Annotated in this window: 12 protein-coding genes and 3 pseudogenes; 8 read left to right on the plus strand and 7 right to left on the minus strand. The window is 59.8% G+C overall.

Annotated features, from left to right (window positions below; translation table 11 throughout):
- The gene (locus tag EJ072_RS05945) at positions 1–993 is read right to left on the minus strand and encodes a sugar ABC transporter substrate-binding protein (RefSeq protein WP_126078949.1); all 993 of its coding nucleotides are present in this window, start codon (positions 991–993) and stop codon (positions 1–3) included.
- A 321-nt stretch (positions 994–1,314) separates the two neighbouring features.
- Between EJ072_RS05945 and EJ072_RS05950 the strand changes: the two genes are divergently transcribed.
- From EJ072_RS05950 to EJ072_RS05960, 3 genes and pseudogenes are all read left to right on the plus strand, one after another.
- Positions 1,315–1,932 carry a sugar phosphate isomerase/epimerase gene (locus tag EJ072_RS05950; RefSeq protein ID WP_210211629.1) on the plus strand — a complete coding sequence of 206 codons (618 nt, stop codon included), beginning with the start codon at positions 1,315–1,317 and terminating at the stop codon, positions 1,930–1,932.
- A 14-nt stretch (positions 1,933–1,946) separates the two neighbouring features.
- On the plus strand, positions 1,947–2,174 hold the full coding sequence (locus EJ072_RS36320) for a hypothetical protein (RefSeq protein ID WP_210211630.1): 228 nt from the start codon (positions 1,947–1,949) through the stop codon (positions 2,172–2,174).
- Positions 2,175–2,790: 616 nt separating this feature from the next.
- Positions 2,791–3,601, plus strand: a pseudogene (locus tag EJ072_RS05960) (TIM barrel protein).
- A 14-nt stretch (positions 3,602–3,615) separates the two neighbouring features.
- On the opposite strand, the pseudogene EJ072_RS05965 reads toward EJ072_RS05960, so the two are convergent.
- Positions 3,616–4,559 (minus strand): annotated as a pseudogene (locus EJ072_RS05965) (LysR family transcriptional regulator).
- A gap of 109 nt (positions 4,560–4,668) precedes the next feature.
- On the opposite strand from EJ072_RS05965, the pseudogene EJ072_RS36545 reads away from it, so the two are divergent.
- Positions 4,669–4,926 (plus strand): annotated as a pseudogene (locus tag EJ072_RS36545) (acyltransferase); the annotation flags it as partial.
- A 178-nt stretch (positions 4,927–5,104) separates the two neighbouring features.
- Positions 5,105–6,226 (plus strand): nodulation factor fucose acetyltransferase NolL, encoded by a 1,122-nt coding sequence (gene nolL, locus EJ072_RS05975; protein ID WP_126078951.1) that lies wholly within the window; start codon positions 5,105–5,107, stop codon positions 6,224–6,226.
- A 51-nt stretch (positions 6,227–6,277) separates the two neighbouring features.
- Here the strand turns inward: nolL and EJ072_RS36550 are convergent, their stop codons facing one another.
- On the minus strand, positions 6,278–6,532 hold the full coding sequence (locus tag EJ072_RS36550; protein WP_126078952.1) for a hypothetical protein: 255 nt from the start codon (positions 6,530–6,532) through the stop codon (positions 6,278–6,280).
- Between EJ072_RS36550 and EJ072_RS05985 the strand changes: the two genes are divergently transcribed.
- A complete protein-coding gene (locus tag EJ072_RS05985) occupies positions 6,444–7,349 on the plus strand; it encodes a LysR family transcriptional regulator (RefSeq protein ID WP_126078953.1) in 906 nt (301 codons plus the stop codon). The two genes, EJ072_RS36550 and EJ072_RS05985, sit on opposite strands and share 89 nt — an antisense overlap.
- Positions 7,350–7,639: 290 nt before the next feature.
- Here the strand turns inward: EJ072_RS05985 and EJ072_RS05990 are convergent, their stop codons facing one another.
- Entirely contained in the window at positions 7,640–8,857 is a 1,218-nt protein-coding gene (locus EJ072_RS05990; protein ID WP_126078954.1) for an MFS transporter, read from the minus strand.
- Between the two features lie 958 nt (positions 8,858–9,815).
- Complete coding sequence (nodU, locus tag EJ072_RS05995; RefSeq protein WP_126078955.1) at positions 9,816–11,483, minus strand: nodulation protein NodU; 1,668 nt, start codon at positions 11,481–11,483, stop codon at positions 9,816–9,818.
- Between the two features lie 230 nt (positions 11,484–11,713).
- Between nodU and EJ072_RS06000 the strand changes: the two genes are divergently transcribed.
- Both EJ072_RS06000 and EJ072_RS06005 read left to right on the plus strand, forming a co-directional pair.
- Complete coding sequence (locus EJ072_RS06000) at positions 11,714–12,589, plus strand: AraC family transcriptional regulator (protein WP_126078956.1); 876 nt, start codon at positions 11,714–11,716, stop codon at positions 12,587–12,589.
- A 47-nt stretch (positions 12,590–12,636) separates the two neighbouring features.
- Positions 12,637–13,761: a low specificity L-threonine aldolase gene (locus EJ072_RS06005; RefSeq protein ID WP_245467210.1), complete on the plus strand. Its 1,125-nt coding sequence runs from the start codon at positions 12,637–12,639 to the stop codon at positions 13,759–13,761.
- Positions 13,762–13,983: 222 nt separating this feature from the next.
- On the opposite strand, the gene EJ072_RS06010 is transcribed toward EJ072_RS06005, so the two are convergent.
- Together EJ072_RS06010 and EJ072_RS06015 are read right to left on the minus strand one after the other, a co-directional pair.
- A complete protein-coding gene (locus EJ072_RS06010) occupies positions 13,984–14,502 on the minus strand; it encodes a 2Fe-2S iron-sulfur cluster-binding protein (RefSeq protein WP_126083518.1) in 519 nt (172 codons plus the stop codon).
- Positions 14,503–14,525: 23 nt separating this feature from the next.
- Positions 14,526–17,360, minus strand: coding sequence for a molybdopterin cofactor-binding domain-containing protein (locus EJ072_RS06015; RefSeq protein WP_126078957.1), 2,835 nt, complete (start codon positions 17,358–17,360; stop codon positions 14,526–14,528).
- Between the last annotated feature and the right edge of the window lie 32 nt (positions 17,361–17,392).

Below are 17,392 nucleotides of genomic sequence, written 5' to 3' on the forward strand. Positions count from 1 at the left end.
CTACTTCGCGTTGCCCCAGAGGGTTTTGTCGTCGACATTTGCTTTGGTGATAATCGGCGAGGGCAGTTCGTCGACGAAATACGCGCCGTCCCTCACGACCGTGCTGCCGTGATCGGTCGGGCCTTCTTTCATCGGCTTTCCCTCGAGTGCAGCATTGAGATACTCGACGCCGTGCTTGGCGTAGTCCACGACAGGCTGAGAAATGGTGGCGTCCAGGAAACCCGCGCGAATTGCCTTCAGGGCACCCGAGCCGCCGTCGATGGCAACCATGGCGATGTGTCCCGACTCGCCAGCCGGAACGAGGCGGCCACGGGACTTCAGCGCCGAAGAAACCGGATCATAGTAGAGGGTGTCCGTTGCCAGATAGATGCCGGCGATGTCAGGATTGCCGCTCATGACGGTGAGCGCAACGTTCGCGCTTGTCGGACCGTCCCAGTTGGCGGTCTGTTCAATGATTTTTGCGTCGGAGGCTTTTTTGAACGCCTTGTCGAAGCCGTCCTTGCGATTGCGGCCGTTGGTGGTCGTCAGCGCTCCGGTGATTTGTAGAACAGTGCCTTTCTTGTCGCCCATGGCGGCTTTGAGAGCTTCAGCTGCGCGCGCTCCCATCTCGAGATTGTCGGCACGCACAACGGCGTAAACCTCGCCGGCGGCAGGCTTATCGTCGACGATGACCACCGGAACCTTGCGGCTCTTTGCGTAGTCGAGCGCTGGCTTGATGGCGGCGCGATCCACGACGCCGGCCAGGATCACGTTTGCGCCAGCACTGATCAGGTTGCGGAAATCCGTTACCTGCTGGCTCGCGTCCCTGTTTGCGTTCGTCGTTTGCACGACCTCTCCACCGACCGACGTGGCCCCATCGGTGGCTGCGTTCACCAGAACGGTGAAGAACGGAGTGTTGAGCGTAGGCATTGAGAGGCCGAGCTTCATTTTCTCGGCCGCATAACATTGCGACGCGAATGCAGCCGCTGAGACGAGCAGCGTCGTGGTGAGCATTGATCTGTGCAGCTTATTCACAATCTACCTCCCTTGATGGCTCTAGATTCATGCCATTCCCATCAGGTGGGATAAAGGCGATGGATAGGGAAACAGTGTTGCTCCCAACGCAAAAAGCCCACAGAAAGGCCTGAGGAGTAGGCGGTTAGTGTCGGGCGGCCACTGGCGTCGGCAGTCCCCGGCCACCCCCCGCCACACCGCTTATTGCGAAAACTGCAAAAGTGTTTCTTAAACGCTTCCCTTTCTTTCTAAATTCGGCATGATATTCCCTTGGGCAGGCGGGACGGGGCTGCCAAAATTTCAATGATAGGATGCAACATCGTGGCTCAAGACGTTGAACTCCTGATCTCGTATTTTGCCCTTTCGGGCGACGTTTATCCTCTCGGCCCTGTCGAGATCAGCCCGTTTCCATTCAAGGACAGGGTAGAGGCAGCAGCGCGAGCCGGCTTCAAAGGCTTCGGACTTCACTATGAGGACACGATAGCCACGCAGAGCAAAATTGGCTTTGCCGAGATGAAGCGCATCCTCAACGCAAACGGGATGAAATATCTCGAAATCGAGTTCTTGTTGAACTGGTATCGTAACGACGAGAAGCGGAAGGAGTCGGATAAATTCCGCCGCCAGTTGTTCGATGTCGCCGCAGAGCTCGGTATGCGCGATATCAAGATCGGCCCCGGTTTTCACGAACAGACTGCGGATGTCCCGCTTATGGCGGCTGAGTTCGCAAAACTGTGCCAAGAGGCGGCGGTCTATGGCGCAGATATCGTGTTGGAGATCATGCCTTGGTCGAACGTTCGCACGATCGAGACTGGCCTTGCCATTGTAAGCGAGGCAGACCAACCGAACGGCGGCCTGCTTGTCGACATCTGGCATCTGGCACGCGGGGGATTCCGTTCAGCGATATCCGCAAGATCCCGACCCGCTTTATCAAAGCGGTAGAAGTTGACGACGCCATGAAAGTGCCGCCGGTTGACGACCTTTGGGAAGACACCATCCATCATCGCGAACTCTGCGGTGAGGGAGAGCTCGATGTCCCGGCGTTCTTGCGAGAAATTCGGGCCGCTGGTTACAAAGGCGTCTACGGGACAGAAATCCTGTCGGCACGCCACCGCAAACTGGGCCTCGATGAAATGGCAAAGCGCGTGTTCGACAGCACGATGGCACAATTCGCGGAGCTGTAAATTGCCGGCCTGCGTGATCAACGGGCAGGTTGAAGGTCGTGATGACCTGGGCATGCCCGAGACAGCGTTTCGGCAGCAAGCCAGGCGCGCGCATCACGTGCAAGCATAACTGGACCACGTCGATAGCTTCTGACTGGCTGTTTTCAGCAGGCCGAGCTTGCCGGTATGTGACTGGTAACGCAAGGAGTTTCGCGATGTAGACCCTACCGCTTTCCGCGACGAGCACAAGGTGCCTTCGCGACCAACGGCGCAGGGCTGCCTTCGTGGCTAGCGGCATTCAAGAGGGTGCGGCAGCGCGTCCCGGGTTGATCCGCCGCCTGAGGCAAGCGTCGGGCGGCGCGATGGTCGCGCTGTGCGTCGGCCTCGGCTCTCGCGAAGCACCCTCCTGCTGAACTTTGAATCCGATCGGTTGGGCATCTCTCCGTGTAGGCGGGTGAGCTTGCGGAAGCAGATGGAAGGCCGCGAACCAGCTTCGGTCATTGCACCAGGCGATGTCTCAGCAGGCGCGGCACCACAGTTAGACAAGCGTGAGTTCGACTGACTCGCCGTGAATCAACGCACGGTAAAAGCCATGTCAGCCCAGAATGAAACCCGTTCATGGAAGGAAAACCAGCCCATGGGCCAAGCATCGCCCCGCTTTGCACTCGATCATATGGCGACACCCGGACTTGACGTCAGGGCACTTTTCGCTTTTGCCCGCGACCAGGGCCTGACCGATGTCCAGATCCGCAGCCAGCTGTGCGGTAACGATATTGCACTCGGCATGCCCGCTGCAGACGTCCGGTCTGCCGCCGCCGAGGCGGGCGTTGGGATTATTTCCGTCAATGCCCTGCAGCGCTTCAATGAGTGGACACCCGCCCGCAAGGCCGAGGCGAGCAAGCTCGCCGATTATGCGGCGGCCTGCGGAGCCAAGATGCTCATGTTAGTGCCGGTCAACGACGGCTCATGGCCTGCCAATGGCGAGCGCCGAGGCGATCTCCGCGTCGCCTTGAAGGCGCTCAAGCCGATCCTCCAGTCGCGCGGTCTGATCGGTCTCATCGAGCCGCTGGGCTTCCAAACCTGCTCGCTTCGATCGAAGCACGAAGCGGCTAAGGCCATTGCCGCGATTGATGGCCAGTCAGTCTTCCGCCTCGTGCACGACACGTTCCACCACACGCTCGCCGGGGAGACGTTCTTCTCCTGCGACCTGACCGGTCTTGTGCACATTTCAAGAGTGAACGATCCAATTCACTGGATTTACCCGGATCGCGTCCTAGCCGGTTCCGACAATGGCAGCCAGATCCGGGCCCTGCTTGATGGCGGTTATGGGGCCCTTCTCATTGGCATCCTTTGTCGACGCAACCGACCCGCTGGAGGACCTCGCAGGCTCACTTGCAGCGAGCATTGATCTAGTCCGACACGGACTATTGACGCGAGTGGCGGCGTAAGACGCGGGAGTAAATTAGGCGTGCCTGCGACGCCTTTTGGCGTCCTGCAGAGAAGTCATTCGAGACGCCTCCTGTAACAATACCTCCCGCATCCATATGCTTGCCGGATCGCTGTTGTGAAGGGCGGGCCATTGGACGGCCTCAGTGAACGTGGGTAGTGGCAGCGGCAGTTCGACGATCCGCAGGGGCAAGGTTCTTTCGAAATATTTAACCAGCCGGAAGGGCATGCTCCCTATACGAGCTGTGCCTGAAACCATCGGCGGGATCATGCTGAAGGCCTGCACGACGACCTCGATACGTCTCTTCAGGCCATGCTCAAGCAAGAACCGTTCCTCGATGGAGGGCTTCAGCAGTCGCCCGAACTTGACCGCAACGTGCCTCATCGACATGTATCTCTCGAATGTCAGCTTCCCTGGCAGCTGCTTGTTCGTGGGGCAGCCTACGCATACGAATGTGTCGTCGAACAGCGCCGCTCTTGGATGCGCGCTCGACATGAAAATTCCGCACAAATCAGAAAATCGACGTCGCCGCGCCGGAGAAGCTCATCGGGCTCGTCGTCGAGAGGCAGCAATTCGAAGCTGATGGCGGGTGCTTCGCGTGCAACACGCTCCACGACCTTTTCGAAAAACACAAGTGTGACGAAATCGGAAACAACGATCCTGAAGCGGCGATCGGATTGAGCTGGGTTAAACGGCTCCCAGGAAATAATCGAGCACTGGATTTTCAGGAGTGCACCGCGAACTGCCGGGGCGAGTGTTTCCGCACGCGCTGTTAGAACACGTTCGCGGCCGCTCATCGTAAACAGTTCATCGTTGAAATAATCGCGCAGCCGGGCGACGGCCGCGCTCATGGCCGGCTGACTTAGGTTGATGCTGTTTGCGGCCGCCGAGAGGTTGCGCTGGGTCAGCAGCGCGTCGAGCACGACGAGGAGGTTCAGATCAAGACCCTTGAAGCGCATGGCTTTCAATTATCCATAGCGTGGATGCTCGCGATCTAAACAATCGATTTTACCAAACTTCCATGGCGCTGCATAGACACCTGAGATGCAACCGATCACGCCACTGCACGGCGTAGCCGCTCACTTGGACCTGCTGCGCCGTTTCCTCACGGCTGGCGAGGTTGATTTTTTGGTAGGCGAACTCGGATTGTACACGGTGCATCCGGATCTTGAGAGACTCGGAATGAGCCATTCTATCCGCGTCATGCGCCCGGTGCTGCAGCAGTTCGGCATTCCATTCGCCTTCGGCACGGTTCGGCACGCGCCGCGGAACCATCTTGAGAGGTTCTGCACAGACGGCGTAGTGCCGGGCGTCTGCGTCGCCACACATGATCGCGACCGCCACTGCGGTCGAGATTGCGATCAGGCACTTGTCCGCTTGCACCCGGTCGGCCCTCAAATCCACCCCGCGATCCGCGTCAATTTCGATCCTTTGCACCGAAACTGGCGCACTCGCCGTGCCCGTAAGCGGCAAGTAGCAACTGCGATAGATAGGCTGAGGTCTGATGCTTGATCACATAACAGTCGGAGCGGAGGCACGCGGCTCGCGCCGAGCAGGAGTAAACAACCGAGACCTAAGCTTTGATTTCGCCAAAGGTATACTCATTACTTTGGTGATAATTGGGCACCTATTGCAATATTGTATTTACCGCGGCACTGACGCCTTTTGGCTGTCGCCGTATTACAAGTCGATATACATATTTCACATGCCTCTCTTTATGGCGATAAGCGGCTATCTCTCTTCCAGGGCAATTTTGCGAAAACCGTTCATTCAAGCGGTCAGCGATCGAGCAACCCAGTTACTGCTGCCAATGCTTTTCTGGTGTGCGTTGATTTGGACGCTAAAGTCCACCGTGATGGTTCCGCCGAAGAGTGTAACTGATGGATTCTTGGGACTGTTAACCGAGGTCATTGGAACATACTGGTTCATATGGGCTGCGTTTATTTCGTTCATCCTGGTTAAGTTTTTTACAACTTTCAATCGTCTATCGATGTGGATCATAGGCGCATCTGCAATTGCGATCGCAATCGCCCCCATCACATCATCGATAATCCCGTCGATAAGATACACTTACCCATTTTATTGTCTTGGGTTCTTTTTTGCTCAATCTAAAGGCTGGCAGGAGAGTATCATCTGGGCGAATAAATCAATTTTCTTATTTTTACTCTCGATAGCAGCTCTCATATGCCTCCTATGGTGGGATAAGCAGACCTACGCCTTCAACAATCACGTGTTCATCAATGATGAACTGTCAGCTAAGCAAGTATTGCTGATGTTTTCCGGCTCTGTGTCGGCTTCTGGAGTGGCAGTGCAGCTTATGTTTCAATGCTGGAGAAATGTCCATTCGACCAGAATAGCTCGCTTTGTCGCGGTCGAGCTTGGTCAGAGCACGCTGCTGCTTTATCTGGTTCAGGGTGCCGTGTTTCGCCTCACGGATTTTATACAGTTTGGGGAAGCCTGGAATCTCACGACCAGAATCGCGTTCGCAGGTGTTCTTGGAGTGGCCATCGTCCTGATCGCGATGGCAATTCGAAAGATTGCGCGCGACCTTGGATATGTGTCGCGCACCGTTGTCGGAGCGACGCCACGCCCAAGTCTGCTCAAACCTCAATCTGTAAGCAACTAGCCACGTGAAAAATTCTTTTCATCGCTCCGGACCTATCCGATCAACTGTTGTTCATGTCGGCCATTCGCTCATCTGCCGCGAAATCGGCATGAACACGACGAGCACGTCCTCCACACGCGTGGGCGGCAGGTCGAGATACAACACCTCTGAGTTGGACCGTACGCGAACGCACACGATGGTCGCGATGACAAGCAACCACGTTACGGACGGATAGGGCATGCGTTTCAAAGGCCTTGATCTGAACCTCCTCGTCGTGCTCGATGCGCTGCTGACCGAGCGCAACCTTACGGCGGCGGCAAACAGCATCAACCTTAGTCAGCCGGCCATGAGCGCCGCCGTCGGCCGGCTGCGTAATTACTTCAACGATGAACTGTTTACGATGAGCGGCCGCGAACGGGTTCTAACCCCACGTGCGGAAACACTCGCCCCCGCGGTTCGCGGCGCACTCCTGCACATCCAGTGCTCGATTATTTCTTGGGAGCCGTTTAAACCGGCTCAATCCGATCGCCGCTTCCGGATCACGGCATCGGATTTCGTCACACTCGTGTTTTTTGAAAAGGTCGTGGAGCGTGTTGCACGCGAAGCACCCGCCGTCAGCTTCGAATTGCTGCCGCTCGACGACGATCCGGATGACCTTCTCCGGCGCGGTGACGTCGATTTCCTGATCCTTCCGGAATTGTTCATGTCGAGCGCGCATCCAAGAGCGCCGCTGTTCGACGAAAGATTCGTGTGCGTAGGCTGCCCCACGAACAAGCAGCTGCCGGGGCAGATTACATTCGAGAGGTACGTGTCGATGAGGCATGTTGCCTTCAGGCTCGGCCGTGCGCAGATGCCCTCCATCGAGGAACGGTTTTTGCTTGAGCATGGCCTGAAGAGACGTGTGGAGATCATCGTGCAGGCCTTCAGCATGATCCCGCCGATGGTCTCAGGCACATCTCGTATAGCGTCCATACCATTCCGGCTGGTTCAGCATTTCAAAAAGACTTTCCCCCTGCGGATCGTCGAACTTCCGCGGCCACTACCCACATTCACCGAGGCCGTCCAGTGGCCCACCCTTCACAACAGCGATCCGGCAAGCACCTGGATGCGGCAGATAATGTTGCAGGAGGCATCCCGCATGTGAAGTCGCGGGCGCTCCTGGTCTAAGTCCAGATGGTACTCAGCGCCTCGTAGGGTGCAAACGACCCGCAAAAACCGGGTCTGACTGAGATTCGATGATTTTGCATGACCAGGTGTGGTGCTGATTTCCCGACGCTGCAGCCGGGTGCTTCCCGAAAGATCAGGCGGCGATTGAGATACCGCCGTTAGCAGAGACCAAGCCTGCAACCGCCAAAAATCGTGCGTAGGATCGGACCGCGCGGCTGATGTGTTTGCATCTTCCCCGCACTGCACTGACGGCCTCTTTCAAGCGGTCTAGGGTTCGCGCTTCGGGCCAAGCAAGAACACCGTCAAGGCGGCGAGGAACGAGGCTACGGCGCTGTAGGCAAAAACACTGGCCACTCCGGCAGTGTCCACGAGCAGTCCGCCGAAAGCCGCGCCGGCTGCGATGGCCACTTGGAACGTTGCGGCCATCAGCCCACCGGCGTTCTCCGCCTGCTCGGGAGCAGCGCGCAGCACCATCCATGTCTGCAGTCCCACCGGCACCGCGCCGAAGGCGAAGCCCCATACTGCAACCGCAATCGCCGCGGTCCAGGCCCATGCTCCCAGCGTAAGCAGCGAGACAGCGGCCGTCGTTATGATCAGGGGCGCCAGGGCCGCGACTGCCTTGAGGCTGTGCTCGGCCAAGAATCCGCCGGCTAGATTGCCGAAGAAGCCGCCGATGCCAAAGGCGAGCAACACGAGCGAGATTGTCTCGATATCGAGCGCGGGAACATCCTCAAGGAAGGCGCGGATATAGGTGAAGGCGGCAAAGTGCCCGGAAGCGGCCAGCAGGACCACCAAAATCGCGACTTTGATGGTCGGGGTCCTGGCCACATCCAGCAGACTGCGAAAGCTGGCCGCTCCAATCGGAGGCAGCCTCGGAAGCGTCACGAGTTGCACTACCAGTGTAGCGGCGCCTGCGACTGCAGCGAGCATGAAGCCGCTTCGCCATCCCCAGATGTCGCCGACATAGGCGCCAATTGGAGCCGCGCAAACGTTAGCGACGGTAACGCCGGTGAGAATAATCGACATGGCTCGCGGCAGGAGGTCACTTGGAACGAGCCGCATCGCCAGCGCTGCCGACATCGACCAGAAGCCTCCAATCGCTATTCCGAGCACGACGCGGGCAGTCAGGAGAACCGGCAGCGACCCCGCTACGGCCGACAGAACGTTCGACAGGATCAGCAGCAGCGTCATCGCCCACATGACGATCCTGCGGTCCAGGCGATTTGTGATGATGGCCATCATCGGCGCCGCGACGGCACCGACGATTGCAGTCGCTGTCAGCGCCTGTCCAGCTGCACCCTCGGTGATACCGAGATCATGCGCGAGCGGCGTCAGCACGCTGGCAGGCAGAAACTCTGCCGTCACAAGCCCGAAGGTGCCCAAGGCAAGCGAAATGACCGCACCCCATGCGGGGCCCGCCCGTTGATTTGGCTGTTCCGGGTCATGCAGAACGCCGCCCATGAAGCCTGTCGCCGAATCGGTCATGAACAGGGTCTCCAGTTTCGACGTGCTGCAACATCGGCGAGGCTGCGCTCCCGCATTGACGCCAGAAGGGCCTTCCGCTCGGGCGTTGCACGCAGGGGGTGTTCATCGCTTCGCGATACGCAAACGTTCGGCGCAAATGTGCACGGTCCTTGGGCGCTCGCGTTTTGCCATGGTTCTGTTGTTCTACGTGCGTTGATGGGCTCTAACGGGTGACAGCAAGCGCCATGCCATTTCGCTTGGAGGCACCGAATCGGACTGTCTTTGCCGAATTCCTGTTGGCTTGAGCAGGGCTGCGGTGCCTTGACCTAGACCGAGTGCGCCGCACATCGATTTCGTCACCCGAACCGATCAAAAGAGCGTATTGGCCGGGCACCGGCTCGGGAAGGCACCGAGCCCGATGCATTGCCGCACGCCGCCCTGCATCGACCGCGTAAGGCTTTGTCTCTAGCGGGCAATTGCGTCCGAAGGCCGCCGATCTTGGAGGACGCGGGCATCGCACCTCTACCATCGCGTTGTTGCTGCTCCCGCTATCGAGGAGGGTCTTTGACGCCTCCCCCCATCAGCACCGCGCGCGCCGGTTTGCCCGCGGCTCGGCCGTGCGCCTATCCGGAAACGTTGTTGTGTCCCAAGGCGGACGAGAATGTCGCAAGAGCGACCAAAAGATCGCCACGGCCGGTCTGCCCGTACGGGGGCATGAAAGGCAAATGACACGGCAATCACTTCCTCGACAATTTTGTCAGTGAAGACGTCAGCAGTGCTTCATAAAGCTCAGCCGTGATTGGCCAACGATTAGACGGCGTGGCGCTGTCGAATTCTGACGCGAAACACCGCGACGAGAGCCTTGATGCCCTATCGCCACGGGCATGTGACGCTGCCCGATGCTACAGCATGTATGCGCCAAACCGGGCGCGATCGTCCCCGTAGACCCAGCCAGCGCTATTGACGACGGGAGCGGCGACTAACCTGTCTTAGTCAACAGCAACCCATTGCTCCAAACGTGGTCCACGCATCCCCACTCGCACGCCGCCGCGGCATCCGGAAAGAACCCACGTCCGTTAAGGTTGGCACTGGTGTTGCAGAGCAGCGGAATGCCGGTGAGTTGTTCATATTTCTCCAGGAGCTCTGCAATAGGGTGATCAGATTTTCTAGACACTGTCTGTAATCGTGCCGTCCCGTCTAAATGAACGACTGCCGGGATTTTCTCTTTCCACTCCGAACGTGTTCGGTGATCGAACAGCATGTAAGGATCCGGCGTGCCAGGTTCGAATATCTCATGTGCACGATCCTCCAAGCATATTGGCGCTACCGGCCGGAAGTGCTCTCGACGTTTCACTTTATTGAGGTGGTCCTTCATTTGCGGCGAAGTCGCGGCTGCCAGGATGCTTCTGCCTCCCAAGGCTCGTGGACCAAGCTCTGCACGGCCGGTGAGGAAAACGACGGGCTTGCCGTCGGCGAGCACGCTGGCCAGTTCTGCCACGCTGCATGGAGCAGCCTGCCATCCCGGAGGCACAGGGCCATCCTTAATGTTTGGTCCGCTGTAGACCGACCAATCGAGGTGAACGAGGCCTTTGTCGGCAGACAGCGCGCAGCAAGCAGCACCGATCGCCGACCCGCTGTCGTTTGGAAACGGAGGCACCCAAACTGTGTCGAACAAACCGCTCGCCCGAAGTGCGCTGTTCCATTTGATATTCAGCCCGCATCCGCCGGCGATGCACAGGTTTCGCGTTCCGGCAACCGAGAGCCCACGCAGCGCGATTGCCATCTCGCGAACGAGAAGACGCTCGAGAAAGGCATGAAACGAAGCAAGTATGTCCTCAGGTGTCTCGGCGACCAGCCGTGACTCGGCTGCATCGAAGAAATCATGCACGGCCGTGAGTAATGCGTCTTCGGAGCGGCTGTTGTTTCTATATTCAATTGCACGCTTCGTGTCACCAGCGAAATGTTGGTCGTAAAGCTCCCCAAATACTGTCTCGATCTTTTCGTTGACAGATCCGAGCGCGATATAGGCCATCAGCTTGCCGGCAATATCCAGATTCCAGCCGGTCCTCGTTTCCTGCCTGTAAGGACCGAAGTGTTGGCCCGCGGCGGCATAGGCATGACCCATCATCGGAAACAGGCATTCGATAAACCGCACTCCGCTTGGTTCCACGTAGTAAAGCCGCGGAAAGATGAAGCCGTCCCATACCAGGCAAAGGGCAGGTTCTTTGGCTTTAGCGAATGGGCTGGTGCAGTATGCGGAAGCTACGTGGCCAAGGACATGCGGATAACTTTCATAAGAAAATACTCCGCCGCCCAGCACGAGGCCTGAGCCGTGACAAGCTGTCAGGGGACTTTTAGGATCCCGCTCCATATATGGTGCCCCGTTGAGAGTGACCGGCGTGCCCTCACTAACAACCTGGAATTGCGACTCGATCTCACCGTCCCAGCCATCGATGACGAACCGATCAACATCGCGCGGATCCAGGCCATGTTCCGCTAAGGCGGCAACAATCGTTTCAAGACGATCGATCGATTGATATCGTGGATTATTGTCGAGTTTCTCCTGCTCGATGCAAAAGACCAATCGGCCGTCCTCGACGACAGCGATTGCCCCGTCGTGCGTGAGCTTGATGCCGCAAATTCGCATTATGGATCCATGTCAAAGTTAGCTGTGGAACAACTTAGAACAGCCGAGGAAACGTGAGATGGAAAGCACGGAACATAGGCTTTCAAGCAATGCGCTATGCAATATGAGGCCCCATCGGTAAACTTGATTGTTTGGATATATTGCATCCATGCTGTGAATATGCGTGCCATGTCCACGGGCGACTGGCCCGGTTGATGCACGACGATGAGCGAAAGCTGGATGATCAATAAGTGGCCAATACCGCCGGCGAGTATGGGCAAAAGGTGCGTGGCCGTTCCTCTCTTCGGGGTCGGCCGCCGCACAACCGTGCGGTGATGAAGCACTCCGATGTCCTTGGCGGGCTCGACTACCTCGCGGCGGATTATCACCGGCACGACTTCTCCAGGCACGTCCACAACGAGTATCTGGTAGGCCTGATCGAGCGGGGCGTCCATGACGTCTGGTGCCGGGGCGAGACGTGGCACGCCGGCAGCGGCACCATCGCGACCTTCGCGCCCGGCGAACCGCATTTCGGGGGTGCCGGTGACGATCTTGGCTGGAGTCAGAAGATCTTCTACCTACCCGAAGGCCTTGTCAGGCAGGTGCTTGAGGACAGCGGCCAAACCGAACCCGGAACGATCGACTTCAAGAGCCCGTTCCAGGAGAATGCCGCAGTTGCGCGCGGCCTCAGCGCGCTTTGGCGCCAGCTTGAACATCAGCACAGCTCGGCACTGGAGATAGAGGAGCATCTGATCCGTTGCCTGCCCTACATCTTCGCACAGGTCGGCAGGTCGCGCGTTGCTGAGCGCAAATCCGTGCCACCCAGATTCCGCGACGTGCGCGACTTCATCCATGCCCACTCCGATGAAGTCCTGCAGCTCGCCGCCCTTGCCGCCCTCGCCGGATGCTCCAAAGCGACGCTGATCGACGGCTTCAAGGCCCATTTCGGGGTGCCTCCCACCCGCTACCTGATCCAGGTCCGCATCGACGAGGCGCGACGGCTGCTGAGGCGAGGTCAGAACGTCGCCGAGGTAGCCGTGGCGGTCGGGTTCGCAGACCAGAGCCACCTGACCCGACAGTTCAAGGCCGTATTGGGGGTGACGCCGGCACGTTACCTCTCAATTTGAATATCGTTCAATAAAGCGCTCGGCGACCCGTCTAACTTGGACGCTCAATGGATGAAACGAGCGTCAAGACCATGAGCGACAGCAAGCAGACCCGCCCTCGCGGCTTCACCAGCGACAACATCGCCGGAGCCTCCCCTGAGGTTATCGCAGCAATCACGGCGTGCGCTTCGGGTCAGGCGCTTCCCTACGGCAATGATGAGCTGACGCACACGGTCGAGCGCCAGCTCGCCGCAATGTTCGAGCATGAGGTCGACGTGTTCCTGGTCTCGACGGGGTCTGCGGCGAACGCACTGGCGCTCGCGGCGATTACGCCGCCATGGGGCAGCATCCTCTCGCACGCCGATGCACACATCCACCGCGACGAGTGCGGCGCGCCGGAGTTCTATACTGCGGGAGCAAAGTTGGTGCAGCTCCCGGGTGAGGCCGGCAAAATCGACATCGACGCCTTGGCGGCCAGTACCACGCGCATGGTGGGCGACGTCCACTCGGTCCAGCCATCCAGCGTCAGCATCACGCAGGCGACCGAGGTCGGATCGGTCTACGCTCTTGATGAGATCAAGGCGATCGGCCATATCTGCCGGTCGGCGAACCTGCCGCTCCACATGGACGGTGCCCGCTTCGCCAATGCTCTCGTCACTCTCGGCTGCTCGCCGGCCGAGATGACTTGGAAAGCCGGCGTCGACCTTTTGTCGTTTGGCGCCACGAAGAATGGAACATTTGGGGTCGATGCGGTCGTCTCGTTCCGCAAAGATCTCGCGAGCACGATCGCCTTTCGGCGAAAGCGGGCCGGCCAGTTGAGTTCCAAGATGCGCTTCATGGCGGCGCAAATGGACGGTTATCTGAGAGATGGTGTCTGGCTTCGCAACGCGGCCCATGCCAATGCGATGGCGTCGGAGCTCGCGCAGGGGTTGGCTCCCCTGCCGGCTGTAAAGATCCAGCAGCGTCCCGACGCCAATATATTGTTCTGCCGGCTTCCCATGCCCCTGATCCGGGGGCTGCTCGACATGGGATTCTGCTTCTACCATGATCGCTGGCAGTCCGGAATCGTGAGGTTCGTCACCTCTTTCGCGACGACCGGGGCCGACGTGTCCGACTTGATCGGCGCGGCGACCAGTCTCTGCGCACCAATCGGCCCGGCTCGTGTTCCGGCGGCGCCGAATGAGTGTGGTTGAAGGCTAGGCCACCGGCGCCGGACGCGGCGCCGGGCGCCATATGGCAGGCGGCCCAGTCGGCCGCTTGGGCAAGATTACCGGACAGCGGCTTGTCAACTACTGTTTGTTCATTACCGCACCGACGGCGGTCCTTTCGAACCGACCGAGGAACACCGCCAGGGCCGCAAGAGAAGGAGAAAATGCCGCAGGCTAAATCGCCAGGCGCGCCTCATCGCCCGAAACTCAGCCCCGAACCAGTCCGGGCGTGCTCAGGATCACGTCGCGAACCGCCTCATAGTAGCCGACATAACCGGTGCAACGACAAATGTGCTGCGCAAGCGCCTGCTCGATCGTGCGTTCGACTTCGGCCCTGCGGATCGGCTTCCTCATTAGATGCTCAACCAGCACGGTTGCACCAGTGACAAAACCCGGCGTGCAATAGCCGCACTGGAACGAAAAATGTTCGACGAAGGCCTGCTGAATCGCGGAGAGCCGGATGACATCGCCATTCGCGCCGCGTTCGGCATGCGCTTCGATGGTGCGGACGGACTTGCCCTCGAACAAATGCGCGCCGGTGATGCAGGTCCGGATCTCGCGGGAACTTCCGTCCGGCCCATCGAGAATGATCGCGCAGGCGTGGCACATGCCTTCCCCGCAGCCGAGCCGCGAGCCTGTAAGGTTCAGATATTCGTGCAGGAAGTCGATCATCATCAGATCGTCCGGCACATCGACCGGGCCGACCTTGCGATTGTTGACGATCATGGAGAGTGGTCGCGTGGCGAGGCTCACAGCAGGGCCTCCAGGATCTTCTCGGGCGTGATCGGTGTCTGATAGAAGCGCTTGCCGATGGCATGGTTTAGGGCGTTAGCAACCGCCGGAACGATCGCAATCATCACGACCTCGGCCATGCCCTTCGGCGGATCGGTTTCAGATAGTGGCGGCAGCACCTCCGACGTCTGCGTCCAGACCGCGACATCGGTCGCTTGCGGCAGGCGATAGCGGTTCCAGTTCCAGGTGCCGTCACCGGGGCCGTCCTCATAGAGCGGCAACTCCTCGAGCAAGGCATGGCCGACTCCCATCGCGAGGCCGCCCTGGATCTGGCCGGAGACGAGTTCCGGTACGATTTGAGTGCCGCATTCAAGGATAGAATGATGTGATAGGAGCTTCACGTCGCCCGAGGAGGTGTCGACGGCGACCTCTGCGATCGTCGCCATGCCAGTATAACAGGTGCCGGCACCGTTCTGGCACTGCGGCGGATAGAAGACCTGGCGCCGGTCGAGAAAATGGAACCCGCCCGAGGTCATCAGCGCCTTCAACTCGGCTGGCGCGCTTCGGCCATAGCAGACCGAAAGCGCATCGACCGGCAACCGGACGGCGCCGACGTTCGGCACGTCGAACACCGCCTCGGCCCATTGCCAGCGATTGAAGACATGGACGCTGACCCCGGTGACCAGACCGAGCTTGTGCGCCACTGCCGCGAGCTGATCCAGTCCAAGCGGCTCCATTCCATCTGCCGTCAATTTGCCGTCGAGGACTCGCGCATCGGCGATATCGATCGCGAGCGGACGCGCCTGCCCGCCACCCGGCCCGCCCGACCAGAGCGCGATTGCCGCCGGCCAGAGCGACAGGCGCAGCAGTGCGCGGGCCGCCGTGCGCGTTGCGTGGCCGATGAAACACGCGCTGCTGGAGGCGCTCATCGGTGAAATGAATGAGGGCGTCCAGCGCGGGTTCTGCGCCAGCGCGTCCTCCTCGTCCTGTGGCGTCGTATAGGGCTCCTCGGTAGAAACGAGCGGCATTTCCGGCCACTCGACCACGCCGAAGGCGCAGTCGTCCGGCACCTGGCCGATGATGTCGGCGACCATGACCGCCTGCGACGTGGTCAGGCCCGTACCGATGTCGTTGCCGTTCTGCCGCATGGTGAGCTGGCCGGACGGATCGAGCGACAGCGTGGTCACCGCTGCGTCCGCTCTGGTCCCGTAATCCTTCTGCACCTGCGCGAAACCGACGCCATAGCGCTTGCCCGGATTGGCGGTGTCGAACGCCGTTTTCTTCGCGGCGCGACCCTTCCAGAGCGGATGGGCACGGGCCCGTTCCAGGATTTCCTCCGTCCTCAGGACCCCGCCGGGACGGGCGCCCTGCGAGTTCTTCATGCCAGTCTTGAACGCATTCTTGAGGCGAAGCTCGATCGGATCGATGCCGAGCAGTTCGGCCGCCTCGTCGACCATCATCTCGGTCGCTGCCAAGGTCTGGAGCGCGCCGTATCCACGCGTCGAGCCGGCGTCAACGGCGCGCGAGGCCCGGACCTCGACAGAGAAATCGCTCTTAGGCACGTAGTAGATACTGCGCGCCGCGTTGGCGCCGACATTGCCGACATCGGGCGAGACATTGCGCCGCCCGCCGGCGTCCATGCGATAGCTCCCCTTCATGATGCGAAAGGCGTGCGTGGAGCGATCGACGACCAGCGTGTTCTCCATCCAGAAGGCATGGCGCTTCAACCCCATCTGGAACTGCTCGAACCGATCGTTGGCAAGACGCACCGGCCGCCCGTCGCCATAGAGGCCTGCCAGGACGGCGTAGTGAGGGAAGATCGAATGGTTTTTAGTGCCGTACCCGACCGTATGGCCGATCGAAAGATCGAGCGCCTTCACTGCGAACCGCGATTTCGACAGCATTTCAAGCGTCGAGGTCGCCACCTCGTAAGGCGATTGGGTCGCGAGGATTGCGTGCAACGTCGAACTGCCCGGCTCGAACCAGATATTGCCGTTGTCGGCTTCCATCGCCGAGGCGTCGATCGATTGCGAGAAATAACTTCGCTTCAGGATCAACGCGTCGGCGCCGGTGGCCGCGATCTCGCGCTCGATCTCGCCAGCCGCCCACATGGCACGGGCCTCGGCATCACCGCTCTGATCCGGCTTCGGCCAGACGACCTGATCTCCGTCGAAATCGCCGTAGATCGTCGTGCCTTTTTCGAGTGGAGCAAAAATGTTGGCATCGTCCGATGTCGCGCCGACGATGCGCACGACACGGCCGGCGCCGTAATGCGGCGGCGTGCAGTATCCGCCGACCGCGCCCCAGCGCACGACCCCCTCGGCGACACGGACCAGCCGCTTCGCGGCGTCGAATCGCGCGAAATCCTTGTAGATCAAGAGCGCAACGGGCTGACCGAGCAGACGCGGCGTGCATCCCTTTGTCACCAGGAACATGTCGCCGTAAAAGCCCGGGGCCGCTGTTTCCGGCGGCACAAGGCCATCGCGGACAAGGTCTTCGCCAAGCACGAGCCGGTCGGGCTTGAGATCCTCGCCGAGCAATGAGAGGTCCAGTCCGTCGAACGGAGCGTTGGCCCGAGTTCCACGAATAAGGAAAGCATGGCTCTGTTCCTGCGGCCAGCCGGCCACGTCGCGGGCTCGAAAATCGCGGGTGAAAGTCTTGTCGCCGGTGACCTTGGCTACGGCGTCGATCCGGAAGCGCGGCCGACCAGCCGGTCCGATCCAGTTCGGCAAACCGTCCGACCGATTGGCAATGAGCGCCGCCGCAGGCCGACCCAGAAACCCGATCTTGACCGATATCCCCGCGCCGGCAGCCGCCGCTATGAACTGGCGCCGCGAAAACCTGCCGTTCATGTCGTCTTCCCGAACGGCCCAGAGCCCGACCT

It is taken from the genome of Mesorhizobium sp. M2A.F.Ca.ET.046.03.2.1 (assembly GCF_003952425.1).
Classification (GTDB): Bacteria; Pseudomonadota; Alphaproteobacteria; order Rhizobiales; family Rhizobiaceae; genus Mesorhizobium.

What these genes read in the sequence shown, in the direction of transcription:
- EJ072_RS05945 (WP_126078949.1), bottom strand. Translation starts at nt 993, where the DNA reads ATGCTCACCACGACGCTGCTCGTCTCAGCGGCTGCATTCGCGTCGCAA.
- EJ072_RS36320 (WP_210211630.1), top strand. Translation starts at nt 1,947, where the DNA reads ATGAAAGTGCCGCCGGTTGACGACCTTTGGGAAGACACCATCCATCAT.
- nolL (WP_126078951.1), top strand. Translation starts at nt 5,105, where the DNA reads ATGCTTGATCACATAACAGTCGGAGCGGAGGCACGCGGCTCGCGCCGA.
- EJ072_RS05985 (WP_126078953.1), top strand. Translation starts at nt 6,444, where the DNA reads ATGCGTTTCAAAGGCCTTGATCTGAACCTCCTCGTCGTGCTCGATGCG.
- EJ072_RS36550 (WP_126078952.1), bottom strand. Translation starts at nt 6,532, where the DNA reads ATGCTGTTTGCCGCCGCCGTAAGGTTGCGCTCGGTCAGCAGCGCATCG.
- EJ072_RS05990 (WP_126078954.1), bottom strand. Translation starts at nt 8,857, where the DNA reads ATGACCGATTCGGCGACAGGCTTCATGGGCGGCGTTCTGCATGACCCG.
- nodU (WP_126078955.1), bottom strand. Translation starts at nt 11,483, where the DNA reads ATGCGAATTTGCGGCATCAAGCTCACGCACGACGGGGCAATCGCTGTC.
- EJ072_RS06005 (WP_245467210.1), top strand. Translation starts at nt 12,637, where the DNA reads ATGGATGAAACGAGCGTCAAGACCATGAGCGACAGCAAGCAGACCCGC.
- EJ072_RS06010 (WP_126083518.1), bottom strand. Translation starts at nt 14,502, where the DNA reads ATGATCGTCAACAATCGCAAGGTCGGCCCGGTCGATGTGCCGGACGAT.
- EJ072_RS06015 (WP_126078957.1), bottom strand. Translation starts at nt 17,360, where the DNA reads ATGAACGGCAGGTTTTCGCGGCGCCAGTTCATAGCGGCGGCTGCCGGC.